Origin of the sequence: Caloranaerobacter sp. TR13 (assembly GCF_001316435.1) — a bacterium.
In the GTDB taxonomy this organism is placed as follows: Bacteria; Bacillota; Clostridia; order Tissierellales; family Thermohalobacteraceae; genus Caloranaerobacter.
This window is the reverse complement of record NZ_JXLL01000002.1, coordinates 1-17,561: the sequence shown is the minus strand read 5'-3', so window position 1 is coordinate 17,561 and position 17,561 is coordinate 1. Positions and strand designations below refer to the sequence as shown.

The window sequence follows — 17,561 nt, the reverse complement described above, 5'->3', positions numbered from 1 at the left end:
AATGTTATTTCCTAAAAGTTATTACATCATCTATTAATCCGTATTCCTTTGCTTCATGTGCTGACATAAAGAAATCTCTATCTGTATCTCTTGAAATTCTTTCGTATGATTGACCTGTTCTTTCACTTAAAATTTTATTTATCTTCTCTCTCATTTTAATTATTCTCTCAGCATGTATCCTTATATCTTCAGCCTGACCTCTAGTTCCTCCTAAAGGCTGATGTATCATAACCTCAGCATTAGGAAGTGCAAATCTCTTACCCTTAGCTCCAGCTGCAAGTAAAAATGCTCCCATACTAGCTGCCATTCCTATGCATATTGTTGAAACATCAGGCTTAATATACTGCATTGTATCATAAATTGCAAAACCTGCAGTTATGGAACCTCCTGGACTATTTATATAAAGCTGAATATCTTTATCAGGATCCTCTGCTTCTAAGAATAACAACTGAGCTACTACTAAACTTGCAGTTGTATCATTAATTTCATCAGTTATGAAAATAATTCTTTCTTTTAATAGTCTGGAATAAATATCGTATGATCTTTCGCCTCTATTAGTCTGTTCAACAACAACTGGCACTAATGCCATAGACTATCCCTCCTGGTTAAAAGTCTACTGAAATTTAGCATTTTCTACTAAAAATTCAGCTGTTTTCCTTTTAATTATACCCTCTTTAATATATTCTAACTCTTCTTGTCTTATATTTTTCTTGAATTTTTCAAAATCTTGTCCGTATTGTTCAGCAATTTTCTTTAATTCTTCATCTAAATCTTCTTCTGTCTCTTTTATGTTTTCTTTCTTAGCTATTGCTTCTAAAACTAATTCTGTTTTCACTGTCTTTTCAGCTTCTGGTCTGAACTTTTCTTTTAAATCTTCTATCTTAGTATTTGTTAATTCTAAGTATTTATTTAAATCTAATCCCTGATATCTTAAAGTAAACTCAAAATTTCTTACTTGATAATCTACTTCATTTTCAATCATTACTTCTGGTATATCAACTTCTGCTGCTTCTACAACTTTTTCTATTACTTTATTTTCTTTTTCAGCTTTTTCTCTTTCTTTAGCTTGTTTTTCTAATCTTTTCTTAATATCTTCTTTTAATTCATCTAAAGTATCAAATTCACTAACATCTTTTGCAAATTCATCATCTAATTCAGGTAAGTCTTTTTGTTTAATTTCATGTATTTTTATCTTGAATGTAGCATCTTTACCAGCAAGGTCTTCTGCATGATATTCTTCTGGAAACTTCACATTTATTTCGAATTCTTCATCTTTATTCTTGCCAACTAATTGTTCTTCAAAACCAGGTATAAATCTGCCTGAACCAATTTCTAATATTTGATTATATGCTGTTCCGCCTTCAAATTTCTCTCCATCTACATATCCTTCATAATCAATTGTTAATATATCTCCTTCTTTTGCTGGTCTATCTGTTACTTCTACTAATCTAGCGTTTCTTTCTTGCATTGATTTTAATTCATCTTCAACATCTTTTTCTGTAACATTATACTCAATCTTTTCAATTTCTATACCTTTATAGTCACCTAACTTAACTTCTGGCTTAACTATTACTTCTGCTGTAAATACTACAGGCTTACCACTTTCAATTTGCTCTATGTCAATTACTGGTCTATCTACTGGCTCTAAGTTGTGTTTTTTTATTGCTTCATTATATGCTTCAGGAAAAACAATGTTTATAGCATCTTCATAGAATATTCCTTCTCCATATCTTGCTTCTATAATTGCTCTTGGAGCTTTACCTTTTCTGAAACCTGGTATATTGAACTTATGTCTGTTCTTTAAATATGCTTTTTGAACTCCCTCTTTAAATTTTTTTTCATCAACTTCAATTTTTAAAGTTACATTATAATTCTCTTTTTTAATGATTTCTGAATTCATTTTCGCTCCTCCTCATTTCTTTTAGTTGTTTAATATTTTTATGTAGTTTTCATTTTCTGTCCTTAATTAGTAATTATCGCCTTTTGATGCCATTTTTATAATCCATTTGTTCTAATCCATAGGAAATCAGTCTTGAACCACTATATTATATCATAAAAATTTTTTCAATGTCTATTATTGTCTTATTTTGTATAAAATACTTTTTTTGAAAATACGAAAAAAACCAATGGTTCACCCATTGGCTTTTTACTTTATGTCAGTGGTGCGGGTGGAGGGACTCGAACCCCCACGCCAAAGGCACTAGATCCTAAGTCTAGCGCGTCTGCCAATTCCGCCACACCCGCGTAATCCATAAGCGTTTTGCCGACAAAATTAATTATACATACTATTATATACATTGTCAATAGTTTTTTGCTATTTTGTTGCCCACTATTCGATGTTCTTAATTCTTAATTCTTAATTCGTAATTCACTATTCGTCATTCGACTGTCGAAAAATGAATAACCAAATAATTTTGCATTTCCAATTTTCAATTTTTTATTCCTGTCCTCTGTCCCCTACTTAGTTTTCTCCTGCCCTCTGTACCCTGGCACCTATTCTCTAATTCCAGTACCAAGTATTTAGTACCCAGCACCAAGTACCCATTTCCATAAATTACTTATTCCCTTTAGTTAAAACGTTTGCTATAATAATGCTTGTCGCTATTTTTCGCTTTCAATTTTATTTAAAAAAGTTTTTTTACATTTAAAATTTTTTCTTTGCAAACCCATTAGGGTTATGCTATAATGGGAAAGCGTTTCTTATTTTCTGGAAAATCCAAAGATAAAAGTTAGAAAGGGGATACAAATGGAAAAATTAATTAGTTTTTTAGGTGTTTTCGTAATGATTTTTATTGCTTACTTATTATCTGAAAATAAGAAAAAGATCAATTGGAGACTTGTATTAATAGGTACATCTCTTCAACTTATCTTTGCTCTTTTAGTTCTAAAGTGGACGCCTGGTCAAGTTGCTTTTACATTCTTAAGCGATTTAGTAACAAAATTACTTGATTTCACAAAAGAAGGAACAGCTTTCCTATTCGGCAATTTACTAAATATAGAAAGTTTTGGTTTTATATTTGCTCTACAAATATTACCTACAATAATTTTCTTCTCATCACTTATGACTATTTTATATCACTTAGGCGTAATGCAAGTTGTAGTATCATTATTAGCTAAAGTAATGCTTAAATTAATGGGTACAAGTGGTGCTGAATCTTTATCAGCAGCAGCAAATATATTTGTTGGACAAACAGAAGCTCCTCTTGTAATCAAGCCATACATTAAATCAATGACTAAATCAGAGTTATTAACAGTTATGACAGGTGGTATGGCTACTGTTGCAGGTGGAGTTATGGCAGGATACGTTTCAATGGGTGTTGATGCAGGTCACTTAATAGCTGCTAGTATAATGTCTGCACCTGCCAGCCTTGTTATCGCTAAAATAATGATTCCAGAAACAGAAACGCCGGTAACTAAAGGACAAGTTGATGTTAAATTAGAAGAATTAGATGCAAATGTTATAGACGCTGCTGCAAGAGGTGCTAGTGAAGGTTTATCATTAGCTTTAAACGTTGGAGCTATGTTACTTGCTTTTATAGCTATGGTTGCTTTACTAAACTCATTATTAAGCTGGTTTGGTGGCATAATAGGACTTGATTTCTTAAGCTTAGAATGGATACTAGGTAGATTATTTGCTCCATTAGCATTTATCATGGGTGTACCTATGAGCGATGTAATTCAAGCAGGTAATCTATTAGGTCAAAAAATCGTTATAAACGAGTTCTTTGCTTACGCAAATCTATCAAATTTAATCAAAGATGGTGTATTAAGTCAAAGAACTATTATCATATTAACATATGCTCTTTGTGGTTTTGCTAACTTCAGTTCAATCGGAATTCAAATCGGTGGTATCGGTGGATTAGCACCTGAAAGACGTTCTGATATAGCTAAGTTAGGTATTAAAGCTTTAATAGGCGGTTCACTTGCTGCATTTATGACAGCTACAATTGCAGGTATATTAATCTAATATAGTATACAAAGCCCTGGTTATCCAGGGCTTTAGTTTTTTATATTAATTAATGAATTGAAAAAATAACGCTCATACATATTACCCAGTACCAAGTACCCAATTTCTAATTTTGCATTTTACATTTTCAATTTTATATTTTTCCCCTGTCCACTGTCCCCTGTTCTCTGTTCCCTATAAAATATGTTAAAATATGAAAGGTAATCTTATTTTAAGGAGGAACTTCTGTTGCAAAATAGATTTTTTCAGCTTCTTGATAAAAAATTTGGAATATGCCTTACTAAGCAACAAAAGGAAGCTGTTTTACATAAAGAAGGACCAGCAATCGTTCTAGCTGTTCCCGGTGCAGGTAAAACCACAGTCCTTATATGCCGAACTATGAACTTAATATTAAATCATAAAGTTAATCCAAATAATATTCTAACTATTACATTCAGTAAAGCCTCTGCTTTAGATATGAAAAATAGATTTGTATCAACTTTCGGCAATGTCTCAAATGTAAAGCCTAATTTTTCTACAATACACAGTTTCTCCTATTCAGTCATAAGATACTTTTCTAAAATAAAAGGAATAAAATATGAACTTTTAGAAGGTAATAATTCTAAAATAAATAAAAGTTTATTACTTAAAGAAATTTACTATAAAATTAATAAAATACAAATTAATGAAGAAAAACTAGAAGATTTGATAAATACTATAAGTTATATAAAAAACATGATGATTAAACCAGAAGACATTAACAGTTTCAATAATTCTGGTATAAAAAATCTATACAATATATTTATAGAATATGAAAACTATAAAAAAAGGACAGGGTTTATAGATTTTGACGATATGCTTACCCTTTCTCTAAATATATTAGAAAATAATCCAGTTATTTTAGCTCAATGCAGAAAAAGATATCCTTATATACAAGTAGATGAGGGGCAAGATACATCAAAAATTCAAAACAGATTAATCAAACTACTTGCACATCCTAAAAATAATTTATTTGTAGTGGCTGATGATGACCAGTCTATTTATGGATTTAGAGGAGCTACACCTCATGAACTATTAAATTTTAAAAATATAGATTATCCTGATGCTAAAATGTTCTTTATGGAAGAAAACTTTCGTTCAACTAAAACTATAGTAGACATCAGTAACAAGTTTATACAATTAAATAAAATTAGATTTAAGAAAAACTTATATACCAGAAATGAAGAAAATGAACCGATAAAAATTATTAAATTAAATGATGAATTTGATCAAATAGAATACATTATCAGACAATTAAAAAAAATTGAGGATTTATCTACTACTGCTATACTTTTTAGGAATAATATATCTTCGGTAGGCTTAATAGACAAGCTAGAAAGAAATAATATTTCATTCTATATAAAGGATACAAAGAAATTACATGTATTTAAACATTGGGTTTGTCAGGACATAATTTCTTTCTTGAAGCTTTCTTTAGACAATACTGATATAAATTCTTTTCAAAAAATCTACTATAAAATGAATGGTTATATTACTAAGAAAAGTGTTGAATATATAAAATCAGCAAAGCCAAATGAAAATATTTTTGAAAGTCTGATAAATCTACCAGAATTAAAAAACTTTCAAAAAAGAAATTACATCAGATTGAAATCTAACTTCAAATACTTATCCAAACTAAAGGCTTATGATGCAATATGTTTTATAGAAAACGAACTACAATACAGAGAATTTCTTATAAATAATTCAAGAAAATATGGTAATTCATTCGAATATTCAAACACTATAATATCAATACTAAAAATAATTGCTAAAGAAACTAATTCTATTAATGAATTTTTAGCAAGATTAAATAGCTTAGCTGAAATGTTACAACATACGAAATTTAATAAAAATAATGCAGTAACCCTTTCAACTATACATTCAGCAAAAGGATTAGAGTTTGAAAATGTATATATTATAGATCTAATAGATGGTGAATTCCCTTCGTCTAGCAGTATTGAAGCATTAGAATTAAATGTTATTGAGCCTTTCGAAGAAGAACGCAGACTATTTTATGTAGGAATTACTAGAGCTAAAAGAAATCTTAATTTGATAACTATTAACTTTAAAAATGGAGAAAGAGTACTTCCTTCAAGGTTTGTTCAAGAAATAGAAGCTATAGGTAAACCATTAAGGCATGATTATAAAGTTGGTGCTACTGTAGTGCATAAAAAATTTGGTATAGGAATTATAAAATTTATAGATGATGAGAATATTATAATAGACTTTGAAAAAGCGGGTATAAAACAGTTATCTACAAGAATTTGTATGGAAAAAAACTTACTAAAAACATAAAGCGGCAAATGCCGCTTTATGTTTTTAAATATTATTTATCTCTTTTACATAATGACATGCAACAAAATGTTCATTGCCTATATCTACTAATTTAGGCTCTTCATTGAAACACTTGTCCTTAGCATAAGGACATCTCTTTGCAAATCTACATCCTGGTGGCGGATTAATTGGTGAAGATACCTCTCCTTTAAGAATGATTCTTTCTCTTTTCTTCTTAATGCTTGGTACTGGTATAGCAGATAATAAAGCTTTAGTATATGGGTGATATGGTCTATCAAATAATTCCTTACATTCTGCTTTTTCAACTAGCTTACCTAAATACATAACTGCAATATCATCAGAGAAATGTTTAACTACTGATAAGTCATGAGTTATGAACATATAAGTAAGCCCAAGTTCATCTTGTAAATCTTGCATTAGATTTAAAACCTGTGCTTGTATTGAAACGTCTAATGCTGAAACTGGCTCGTCACAAACTATGAATTTAGGATTTAACGCTAACGCTCTTGCTATACCGATTCTTTGTCTTCTACCACCATCTAATTCGTGTGGGTATGCATTAACTAGTCTTTCTGCAAGACCAACTGTTTCCATTAGCTTTGAAACTTTCTTATCTAATTCAGCTCTGTTTTTAGTAATTTTGTGTATAATAAGTGGTTCTGCTATTATTTCACTTACTGTCATCCTTGGGTTAAGTGACGCAAACGGGTCTTGGAAGATAATTTGCATTTCTTCTCTTAGTTTTCTAAGCTGCTTTTTATTGAAGTTTCTTATATTTTGACCTTCAAATAATATTTCTCCGTCTGTAGCTTCTAATAGTCTTAAAACTAATCTACCTGTTGTAGACTTACCACAACCAGACTCTCCAACTACTCCAAGAGTCTTTCCTCTTTCTATATAGAAATTAACGCCATCAACAGCGTGCAATAATCCTTTAGGAGTCTTGAAATGTTTCTTAAGATTCTTAACCTCTAAAATTCTATCTGCCATTATTTCACCTCCTCAGCATCTACTAATCCCTCGTATATCAAACACTTAACCTTATGTCCATTTTCAATTTCTGTAATCTTTGGTTCTTGCTTTGCACAAACATCTTTTGCATAAGGACATCTTGGATGGAATTTACATCCTGATGGAAGATTTGTTGGGTCTGGCATTAATCCTTTTATCGGTTTTAATCTATCTACTTCTTCATCTAATTTTGGAATTGAACCAAATAATCCAAGTGTATAAGGATGTTTTGGATTTTCAAATAATTGTTCTAATGAAGCTGTTTCAACTATTTCGCCTGCATACATAATAGCTACTTTATCACAAACCTCTGCAACAACTCCAAGGTCATGTGTTATCAATATCATTGCTGTATTGAATTCATTTTTTAAATTGTTCATTAAATCTAATACTTGAGCTTGAATAGTAACGTCAAGTGCTGTTGTAGGCTCATCTGCTATTAGTAATTGTGGATTACAAGCTAATGCTATAGCTATGATAACCCTTTGTTTCATACCACCTGAGAATTGATGTGGATAATCATTAAGTCTAGCTTTTGGTATTCCAACTAGCTCAAGCATTTCTCCAGCTTTTTCCATAGCTTCTTGTTTTGAAACATTCTGATGTATTTCAATAACCTCAGCTATCTGCTCTCCAACTGTCATTACTGGATTTAAAGATGTCATTGGGTCTTGAAATATCATTGATATTTTGTTACCTCTGATATTTCTCATCTCTTCTTCTGAAATTTTTAATAAATCACGGCCCTCAAACTCTATTACACCTTCTAGTATTTTTCCAGGAGGATTTGGAACTAATCTCATTATACCTAAAGCAGTAGTAGTTTTACCTGCTCCTGTTTCACCAACTAATCCCAATGTTTCACCTTTATTAAGCTTTATATCTATACCATTAACAGCTCTAACTGTTCCATCATCAGTTATATAATGTATAACTAAATTCTTTATATTTAATAGTTCTCTATTTTCCTTCATCCATAACACTCCCTTCTTACTACTGTTTTAGCCTTGGGTCTAAAGCATCTCTTAATCCGTCACCTAAGAAGTTTAATGCTAATATTATAATCATTATAGCTAAACCTGGGAAAGTAGTTACGTGCCAAGCGTATCTTAAATAAGCTCTACCACCTGCTAACATAGCTCCCCATTCTGGTGCTGGCGGCTGTATACCTAAACCGATAAAGCTTAGACCTGCAGTTGAAAGAATAGCACCTGCAACCCCTAATGTACCTTGTACTATAACTGGCGCTAATGCGTTAGGAATAATGTGCTTTAATATTATTCTTAAGTCATTCGCACCTATAGCCTTTGCAGCTTCTATAAACTCTTGGTCACGAATTGATAATACTGAAGCTCTAACTATTCTTGCGTAAGAAGGAACAGATGAAATACCAACAGCAATCATTAAGTTCATTAAGCTTGGACCAAGAGCTGATACTATAGCAATTGCTAATAATATACTTGGTATAGCTAAAAATATATCCATTGCTCTCATTATGATATTATCAACTAATCCACCGTAATAACCTGCTATTGAACCTAATATACCTCCGATAATTATAGATATGCCTACCGCTATAATACCTACTTTTAAAGAAACTCTAGCACCATGTATTAATCTTGCAAAAATATCTCTGCCAAATTCATCAGTTCCTAACCAGTGTTTTGCACTAGGTCCTTGTAATCTTTCTTTTAAGTTTTGTTTTATAACAACATTATCATAATCAGCTATAACATCAGCAAACACAGCCATTAAAACTATTATTGTTAAAATAGCAAGTCCTACCATTGCCATTTTATTTTTCTTAAGCCTTCTCCAAACTTCTGCCCATTGGCTTCTTTTCTTATTTTTCTTAGCCGCTGCCATCCTTTAACCTCCTTCACATTGTGAATTGAAAATTATTTATACTGTGACTTTATTCTTGGATCTACGTATGCATATAGGATATCAACCATCAAGTTTACAAAACTGAATGTTACTGATACGAAAACAACTGAAGCCAATACCATTGGAGTATCTTTTTGTCTTATTGCATCAACTAATAATCTACCTACTCCAGGCCATGAAAATACTGTCTCTGTTAAAACAGCACCACCTAGTAAATAACCAAACTGTAAACCTACAACTGTTATAATTGGAATTAATGCGTTTTTCAAAGCGTGTTTGTTAATTACTTTTTTCTCTAAAACACCTTTAGCTCTTGCTGTTCTTATATAATCTTGTCTTATAACTTCAAGCATTGAAGAACGTGTCATACGAGTAATTAATGCCGCTGCACTTGTACCTAATGTTATTGCTGGAAGTACTAAACTTGCCAAACCATTGTCTCCTCCTGAAGGGAACCATCCTAACATAACTGAGAATACAAGAACTAACATTAATCCAAACCAAAAGTTAGGCATTGAAACTCCAAGTAATGCACCAATCATACTAACATTATCAAATAGCGAGTATTGTTTGGTTGCTGAAATAATACCTACAGGAATACCTATTATTATTGCAACCAATACTCCTGCTATAGTAAGTTTTAAAGTCGCTGGGAATCTTGCAAATATCTCTGAAAAAACAGGTCTTCTAGTAGAATATGACCTACCGAAATCACCTTTTAAACCATTTTTTACAAATCTGAAATATTGTATAATAAATGGATCATTAAGTCCCATTTCTTCTCTTAATTGTGCAACCTTTTCAGGTGGCGCACTTTCTCCAAGGATAATTTGAGCTGGATCTCCAGGTGTTAAATACATTATTGAGAATACTATAAAAGTTACACCTAAAATAACAGGTATAAGCAAAAGTAATCTACGAAGTATATACTTATGCATTGTATTCCTCCTTCCGAAATATCATTGCAATTGTCGTTATTATTTGATTTGTCACAAAATTTTGTATTATTCCTCTTGAAAGTAAAAGCAGGACCGAAGTTTGGTCCTACTTTTTACTTTTCATTGTGAATTTTTATTTAAATTAATTTTTATTCAAAGTATACATTATATAGTTTGTGGTGTCCTGCTGGATGAAGTTTAAATCCTTTTATGAATTTTTGTGTTCCAGCATTTTGAACTTTGTAGAATAATGGGAATATTGGTGCATCATCCATAATTAACTCTTGAGCTTTTTTGTATATTTCTGCTCTCTTTTCAACATCTGTTGTAACTTTACCTTGTTCTAATAACTTATCAACTTCTGGATTTGAATAGAATGATCTGTTACCTGCTGAACCTTTTGCTGAGCTGTGGAATAATGGATATAAACCGTAGTCAGCATCTGCAGTAACTGTTCCCCATCCTAAGAAGAACATTTCTTGTTCTCCTTTTGCAGTTTTATCTATATAAGTTCCCCACTCTAAAGATTCAATACTTACATCTATACCTACTTCTTTTAATTGAGCTTGTACAATTTGTGCTATCTGGTTAGCTAATGAACCACTTATCCAAAGTTTAGTTTTAAATCCGTTTTCATACCCTGCTTCTTTAAGTAATTCTTTTGCTTTTTCTGGATTGTATTGATATCTGTTTAATTTATCGTTATATCCAAATACTCCTGGAGCAATTGGTGAATTAGCTTTAAATCCTGAACCACTTAAAACGGCTTCAATTATATCATCTGGATTTATAGCGTAACTTATAGCTTGTCTTACAAGTTTGTTATCAAATGGAGCTTTTTCAACGTTAAATCCGATATAGTACATAGCTAATGATGGTGCTTCAATTAATTGTAATTTTTCGTGATTTGCTACTCTATCCTTATCGATTGGCTCTATACCATATGCAATATCAATTTCTCCTGTTTCTAATCCTATTGTTCTGTTTGTTCCTTCTGGAACTACTCTAAATACTATGTTTTTAATCTTAGCAGGTCCTCTGAAGTAATCATCAAATCTTTCTAAAGTTATTTTATCTCCTGCTTCCCAGCTTACGAATTTAAATGGACCAGTACCAACTGGATTTTGTCCGTAATTTTCACCTGCTTCTTTTACAGCTTTCTCATTTAATATTGATGCTGCACTGTGAGCTAAGTGTGCTAACAATGGACTGAATGGTTCTTTAGTTTTTATAACAACTTTATAATCGTCAACTACCTCTACTGAATCAATCGCTTCTATTATATGGCTTACTTTGCTTGATTGCATCATTCTATCTAATGTAAACTTAACATCGCTTGCCTTTAATTCCTCACCATTGTGGAATTTAACACCTTTTCTAATGTTGAATTCCCATGTTGTCTCATCTACTTGGTTCCAACTTTCAGCTAATCCTGGTTGTAATTCCATGTCTTCTGTAGCATAAACTAATGTGTCATAAATTTGAGTCATTACATTTGCTGATGTTGAATCGTTTGTTGCATGTGGATCTAATGATTTTGCATCTGCACTTTGTGCAACTACTATCGTATCTTTTTGTACCTTAGCATCTTCAGCTGGTTTTTGTCCGCATCCAGCTAAAGCAAGGGCTAATACTAAAATTGAAGTTACTACTAAAATCAGTTTTTTGTTTCTTAGCATAACGTTTTCCTCCTTTATTTTTTATAGATTTTTCATCGAGGGCTCCCTCGCTTTAGAGACAAAACTTATAACACATTCTGTTATGACACAATGAAAATTGGAACCTTTAATTTTTTTAAGAAGCTAAATTTTCAAACAATTAAAATGATAGAGGAGTTAACAAATTCGGCAAGGTTGGTATTAAATCGACAATTAACATAGTACAATATGCTTATTGGATTTTCAATGGTTTTCTTTACCAGTATTTTAGCGCACTTCGCAAGAATGTGTATTTTTACTGCTTTGTAAGCTGTTTTTAAAAAAATTTAACATTTAATTTGTTAACTTTATTTAATTTTTCACAAAATTTCAATAATATTGAATTAACAATAAAAAGCGACCAACGGTCGCTAAAATATAGAGCCAACGAACTAAATTCGTTGGCTCTATATAACCTGCACAATTACACATTTTAAATATAATGACTCATCTGAACCTAATAGTATTGGATGGTCTTTTGCCTGAGTACGCACTTCTATCTGTCTTAATGTCTTTTTAGCATCTTTTGCTGCATCTTGAATCATCTCCATAAATAATTCTGGTGTCATGTAGTGAGAACATGAACAAGTAACTAAAAATCCGCCTGGTTTAATTATCTTCATTGCTCTTAAATTAATTTCTTTGTATCCTCGATATGCTCCTTTTAAAGCAGAACGTGACTTGCAAAATGCTGGTGGATCTAATATTACTACATCAAATTTTTCTTTATTTTTATGATAATCTCTTAGTACATCAAAAACATTACCTACAACACCTTGAATTTTATTTTCAAATCCATTTAATTTTGCGTTTTGTTGTACATAGTCTATTGCATGTTCTGAAATATCAACAGCTATTACCTCTTTAGCACCATAGTGTGCTGCATGTAATGCAAATCCTCCTGTATGTGTAAATGTATCTAATACTCTAGCATTCTTAACTAGTAGCTTAATAGCAGCTCTATTTTCTCTTTGATCTAAGAAATATCCAGTTTTTTGTCCATTTTCTATATCAACAATCATTTTTATTCCATTTTCAACGATTTCAACTTTAGTATCAAATGGTCCCTTTAAAAATCCCTTTTTCTGATCTAATCCTTCTAGTTCCCTTACTGGAACATCATTTCTTTCAAATATCCCTTTTGGTTTGATAATTTCATCAAGAAGTTCAACAATCATATCTTTATATTTATCTATACCTAATGCAAGGGTTTGAATTACTAAGTAATCACTAAACTTATCAACTATAAGAGCTGGAATAAAATCAGCTTCTCCAAATATGACACGACAGCTAGATGTATCAACCAATCTTTTTCTATACTCCCAAGCGTTTTCAATTCTCTTTTTGAAAAATTCTCTATTTATTTCTTCTTGTTTGCGTGTCATAATACGCACTCGTATTTTAGACTTTGGATTAATGTAACCTCTTCCTAAAAATTTATCTATGCTATTGTATACATCTACAATATCACCGGGTTCGTAATCTCCTTCAATTCGTTCAATTTCATTATCAAAAACCCATAAATGACCATTTAATATTCTCTTATCTCTATGTTTTTTCAAAATTACTTTTGCCATTTTCAGTCCTCCATTAACTTTAATTTAGAACATTTCTATCATATATTATTTAACGATAGTTGTAAATATATTTGAAAATGGCCAAACGCCATTTTGGTCATTCGACTTTCGCTATTCGTCATTTGCCTTCCATTTTTAATTTTATTTAACAAAGAACTGAAACAACGAACCTGGTTCATTGTCTCAAAATTGCATTTTCATTAAAATAATTCTAAATTAATGTTTAAGATATGTTTTTATTGGTATATATAGAATAAGAAGAATATAATTAAATATTCTTCTTTAAAGAATAGAATCTAGTAGCTTATAGCAACTTATAACTTATACAAAAGTTTAAGTTTTATCTAATTTAAGTAAGATTCTATTTTAACTTCAAGAAAAAATTTTTTAAATAAAGTTTTAAGAAGTTTTAAACTCTAGAAGTTATATAGAAGGGTAGGTTGAAAGTTTGGCTGAAAAAACTCCACCAAAGTCGTTACAAAGTTGTTATAGCTACTTCAGATTCTATTCATAAAAAGCCAGGTTATCAATTAAAAGATTGATTACCTGGCTTTATTAACTCTAACGCTATATCTCCCCTTTTAAATATTTAGTTCTTTCCTCTTTATCAAATTTTTCTATTGCATATCTCAACATAGTTCTTGGCATTTTTTTATAATATTTTTTTAAAAATTCTACTTCTACTTCTTTATCTCTATTACCTATCTCTCTTAACATCCAACCTACAGCCTTATGAATTAAATCATGCTTATGGTCTAATAGTAGTTTTGAAATTTTTAATGTGTCTTCATATTTCCCATTCTTAATGAAATAGTAAGTAGTAACAATCGAAATCCTCTGTTTCCAGAGATGATCTGTTTTTGCAAAATCATATAGTAAAGACTTATCTTTATCTATTAAATATGGACCTAAAATTTTATAAGCTGTTGAATCAACTAAATCCCAATTGTTTACTCTATTAATATTTTTTATATAAAAATCCACTATTTCTTTTTTCCCTATGTTATCACTTTTCTGAAATTTATGAACTAATATAAATAATGCTGTTAATCTATATTCATGTATATCTTCATTTAATAGCTTCTGTATCTCATTTAAAGATAAATCTTTGAACTTTTTCGCCACCTTTCTTTGATTTGGCACAGCTACTCCTATAAATTTATCCCCTTCGCCATACCCCCCAGGGAAAGCTTTAAAAAAATTGGGTAGATACTTTGCTTTTTCTTCATCAATATATTTTGATAACTCATTTTTAATAGCTTTAACCTTATCCATATAACCCTCCTATTTATAACATATAAATTTGTCTATCTACACGAAATACAAATTTTCAATATTATCTATATTCTAGATTTAATATCTAATGCCTTCAAGAATTTATGATAACTCTGTATATCTTATCAACAAAATCTTACATATTATAGTTACTAGCAAAGTATAGCTATAAGGAGATTTTTATTTTCTAGTGAACTATACTGTATGAAGTTTATATATATATATCAACTTTCAAAATAACATACAAAACTAAGATAACTTCTACAATAATCCCCGGTACAATTGGGATAAAGTTGTAGATGTAACTATTATAGCTAAATGAAATTAAAATAGAGATGAATGCTTCATCTCTATTTTAATTTAAACTTAAGCAATAGCTGTAACTTCACTTGTTTCATCATATTTCCCAATGTAATTTTTTCTGATTTTATATAGTATAATTAAAATAAATGCAAAACTGATTATCGAGGTAATAATAATACCTACTGTACTATTCTCCACTAATGATAGTATAAATTTCACAACATAATTAGCAGAGTTAAAAGTTATGTGTATAATAATCGGTGCCCATATTGACTTTACCCAATGATAAGTTAACGCCAATATAATACCTAATACAAACGTATATAATCCTTGTATTAAATTAAAATGAGTTAATCCAAACAAAATAGCTTGTATAATTATAGCTGCCCATATATTAATATCTTCAGCCAATCTTTTATATATTAATCCTCTATATAGAATTTCTTCAAAAATAGGTACCAAAATCCCAATTATTAAAAGAACAGTTACAATATTGCCATCCATCAAAAAGCCTACATTTTCAGCATAATTCGAAAAAACTTCCTGAATATCTGATGAATTCATAAATGTTTTACTTGTTTGAATTAACATAAGTATTAAACTGATAAAAATATTAAACAAAAATCCAATAAGCACAGCAAAACTAATATTTTTAAAGCTAATTGATGTAAAATTACAGTTTCTAATTTTATCTTTCATCTTATTATATCCAATAAAGAATATTAGTGTAGAAATCACTATTCCTAAAAGCATTGCATATTGAATATTTGTATTAATCATCTGTTGTAAAAAAGCTGGATCTTGAGCTTTTTCAATATTATTAAGCGCAATAACTACCCCTAGTACAGCTCCTGCAATAAATTGAGGTATAACATATAAACTTATTAATAATAAAACACTACCAAACATTTTTAAATATTTTTTCATTTAATTGCCCCCCAAACACAATAATAAATGGTAAAATCTTAAACTTAATCTATATTTTATTAAAATCGTATACTGAATGTCAATCTTTTTTTAAAACAAAATCTTCGATTTAAAATCAACTATAATGTAGATTTTGTTGAAAATTATAACGGAAATTATATTTAAATTATCCACAATTTAATAAAGTTTATAACAGCTCTGGCATGTGTAAACATGTCAGACAAAGTTTCAATAAAATCAACCTTGATTTTAATATTGAAAGATTTGATTATAATTTCCTATAAATTATAAAATAATATGATACAATTAAAGTATATTTGATTATAAGGGGGTCTATAAATGTCGATAATAGCAAAAACTTATAGGGGGAATATAATAGACCTTACTCATATAGGCCATATTGCAGTAGTTGACTATACAGGAAAAATACTTTACTATTACGGTGATCCTAAAAGAGTAACATTTGCTCGCTCGTCTGCTAAACCCATACAAGCTATACCCGTTTTAGAAAGTGGTGCAATCAAAGAATATGGAATAACAGATAAAGAAATAGCTATATTTTGTGCATCTCATAGTGGTGAAAGCTTTCATGTCAATGCAGTAAGAAGTATTTTAAAAAAAGCAGGTTTAAATGAAGAATATCTTCAATGCGGTTCACACTATCCTATAGCTGATTATGCTGCAGAGGAATTGAAAAGCAATAGATTAAAACCTGAAAATATACATTGCAATTGTTCAGGCAAACATGCTGGTATGCTTATCACAGCTAAATACTATGGTGAAGATTTAGGTTCATATTACAAGTCAGAACATCCTGTACAAAAAAGAATAATGAAAACTATATCTGAAATATGTGAATACGATGAAGATGAAATAGTAACAGCTGTGGATGGATGTGGTGCTGTCGTTCATGCTATGCCATTATATAAATTTGCTCATGGCTTTGCCAAGTTATCTAAACCTGAAGTTTTTAATTCTGATAGAGAAAATGTTGTTAGAAAAATTATAAATGCAATGACTCAGTATCCTGAAATGGTTGGAGGAACAAATAGAATTTGTACTGATTTAATGAAAGTTTGTGGAGACAGGTTATTTGCTAAATCAGGAGCTTCTGCTTACTATGCAATTGGATTAAAAAATAAAGGAATAGGAATAGCTTTTAAAATTGAAGACGGGAACTCAAAAATCCTATCAGCAGTAGTATTAGAAACATTAAGGCAATTAAGAATTATAACAAACGAAGAATTAAAGAAACTCGAAAAATATTATGTCTTAAAAATCAAAAATCATAAACAAGAAATAGTCGGTGAAACAAGGATAGAATTTAAGTTGAAAAAATACACTAATATAAACTAATTAAAATACTAAAAGCCTGATAAAACCAGGCTTTTAGTATTTTTGGTGCGCCCTGAGGGACTCGAACCCCCAACCAATTGGTTCGAAGCCAACTACTCTATCCAATTGAGCTAAGGGCGCAGGAAGCCAATTTTAAATTTTAAATGGTAAATGTTAAATATTTAAATCTATTAACAAATATTATTTTACAAAAAACTAAACAGCATTACAATAATATATTAACCATATTTGTACAATTATATGAACAAAATCTTGGATTTGAATAGATTATGGATTATAAAAAAAAGTTGGCTAAAAAGCCAACTTTCAT

The 17,561-nt window shown here is 30.3% G+C and carries 13 protein-coding genes and 2 tRNA genes; 3 read left to right on the top strand and 12 right to left on the bottom strand.

Going from position 1 to position 17,561, the window contains the following annotated elements; all coding sequences use genetic code 11:
- Nucleotides 1–4 precede the first annotated feature (4 nt).
- From clpP to TR13x_RS03275, 3 genes are all read right to left on the bottom strand, one after another.
- Nucleotides 5–589: an ATP-dependent Clp endopeptidase proteolytic subunit ClpP gene (clpP, locus tag TR13x_RS03285; RefSeq protein ID WP_054870474.1), complete on the bottom strand. Its 585-nt coding sequence runs from the start codon at nt 587–589 to the stop codon at nt 5–7.
- 24 nt (nt 590–613) lie between these two features.
- Nucleotides 614–1,900 carry a trigger factor gene (tig, locus tag TR13x_RS03280; protein ID WP_054870473.1) on the bottom strand — a complete coding sequence of 429 codons (1,287 nt, stop codon included), beginning with the start codon at nt 1,898–1,900 and terminating at the stop codon, nt 614–616.
- A gap of 260 nt (nt 1,901–2,160) precedes the next feature.
- Nucleotides 2,161–2,244: transfer RNA gene (locus TR13x_RS03275), tRNA-Leu, on the bottom strand.
- A 502-nt stretch (nt 2,245–2,746) separates the two neighbouring features.
- On the opposite strand from TR13x_RS03275, the gene TR13x_RS03270 reads away from it, so the two are divergent.
- Both TR13x_RS03270 and TR13x_RS03265 read left to right on the top strand, forming a co-directional pair.
- Nucleotides 2,747–3,967 carry a NupC/NupG family nucleoside CNT transporter gene (locus TR13x_RS03270; protein ID WP_054870472.1) on the top strand — a complete coding sequence of 407 codons (1,221 nt, stop codon included), beginning with the start codon at nt 2,747–2,749 and terminating at the stop codon, nt 3,965–3,967.
- Between the two features lie 228 nt (nt 3,968–4,195).
- On the top strand, nt 4,196–6,280 hold the full coding sequence (locus TR13x_RS03265; protein ID WP_152912102.1) for an ATP-dependent helicase: 2,085 nt from the start codon (nt 4,196–4,198) through the stop codon (nt 6,278–6,280).
- A gap of 24 nt (nt 6,281–6,304) precedes the next feature.
- On the opposite strand, the gene TR13x_RS03260 is transcribed toward TR13x_RS03265, so the two are convergent.
- The 8 genes from TR13x_RS03260 to TR13x_RS03225 form a co-directional block, all read right to left on the bottom strand.
- The gene (locus TR13x_RS03260) at nt 6,305–7,270 is read right to left on the bottom strand and encodes an ABC transporter ATP-binding protein (RefSeq protein ID WP_054870471.1); all 966 of its coding nucleotides are present in this window, start codon (nt 7,268–7,270) and stop codon (nt 6,305–6,307) included.
- Nucleotides 7,270–8,265: an ABC transporter ATP-binding protein gene (locus TR13x_RS03255; protein WP_054870470.1), complete on the bottom strand. Its 996-nt coding sequence runs from the start codon at nt 8,263–8,265 to the stop codon at nt 7,270–7,272. Before TR13x_RS03255 ends, TR13x_RS03260 begins: the two co-directional genes overlap by 1 nt.
- 19 nt (nt 8,266–8,284) lie before the next feature.
- Nucleotides 8,285–9,157 carry an ABC transporter permease gene (locus tag TR13x_RS03250; RefSeq protein WP_054870469.1) on the bottom strand — a complete coding sequence of 291 codons (873 nt, stop codon included), beginning with the start codon at nt 9,155–9,157 and terminating at the stop codon, nt 8,285–8,287.
- Nucleotides 9,158–9,189: 32 nt separating this feature from the next.
- Nucleotides 9,190–10,116, bottom strand: a complete 927-nt coding sequence (gene nikB, locus TR13x_RS03245; protein ID WP_054870468.1) for a nickel ABC transporter permease — start codon at nt 10,114–10,116, stop codon at nt 9,190–9,192.
- A gap of 149 nt (nt 10,117–10,265) precedes the next feature.
- Nucleotides 10,266–11,795 (bottom strand): glutathione ABC transporter substrate-binding protein, encoded by a 1,530-nt coding sequence (locus TR13x_RS03240; RefSeq protein WP_054870467.1) that lies wholly within the window; start codon nt 11,793–11,795, stop codon nt 10,266–10,268.
- 425 nt (nt 11,796–12,220) lie between these two features.
- Entirely contained in the window at nt 12,221–13,390 is a 1,170-nt protein-coding gene (locus TR13x_RS03235; protein WP_054870466.1) for a class I SAM-dependent rRNA methyltransferase, read from the bottom strand.
- A gap of 567 nt (nt 13,391–13,957) precedes the next feature.
- A complete protein-coding gene (locus TR13x_RS03230) occupies nt 13,958–14,665 on the bottom strand; it encodes a DNA alkylation repair protein (RefSeq protein WP_054870465.1) in 708 nt (235 codons plus the stop codon).
- Nucleotides 14,666–15,031: 366 nt separating this feature from the next.
- Nucleotides 15,032–15,895, bottom strand: a complete 864-nt coding sequence (locus tag TR13x_RS03225) for a CPBP family intramembrane glutamic endopeptidase (protein WP_054870464.1) — start codon at nt 15,893–15,895, stop codon at nt 15,032–15,034.
- Between the two features lie 339 nt (nt 15,896–16,234).
- On the opposite strand from TR13x_RS03225, the gene TR13x_RS03220 reads away from it, so the two are divergent.
- Entirely contained in the window at nt 16,235–17,251 is a 1,017-nt protein-coding gene (locus TR13x_RS03220) for an asparaginase (RefSeq protein ID WP_054870463.1), read from the top strand.
- A 43-nt stretch (nt 17,252–17,294) separates the two neighbouring features.
- Here TR13x_RS03220 and TR13x_RS03215 read toward each other — a convergent pair.
- Nucleotides 17,295–17,371: transfer RNA gene (locus tag TR13x_RS03215), tRNA-Arg, on the bottom strand.
- Between the last annotated feature and the right edge of the window lie 190 nt (nt 17,372–17,561).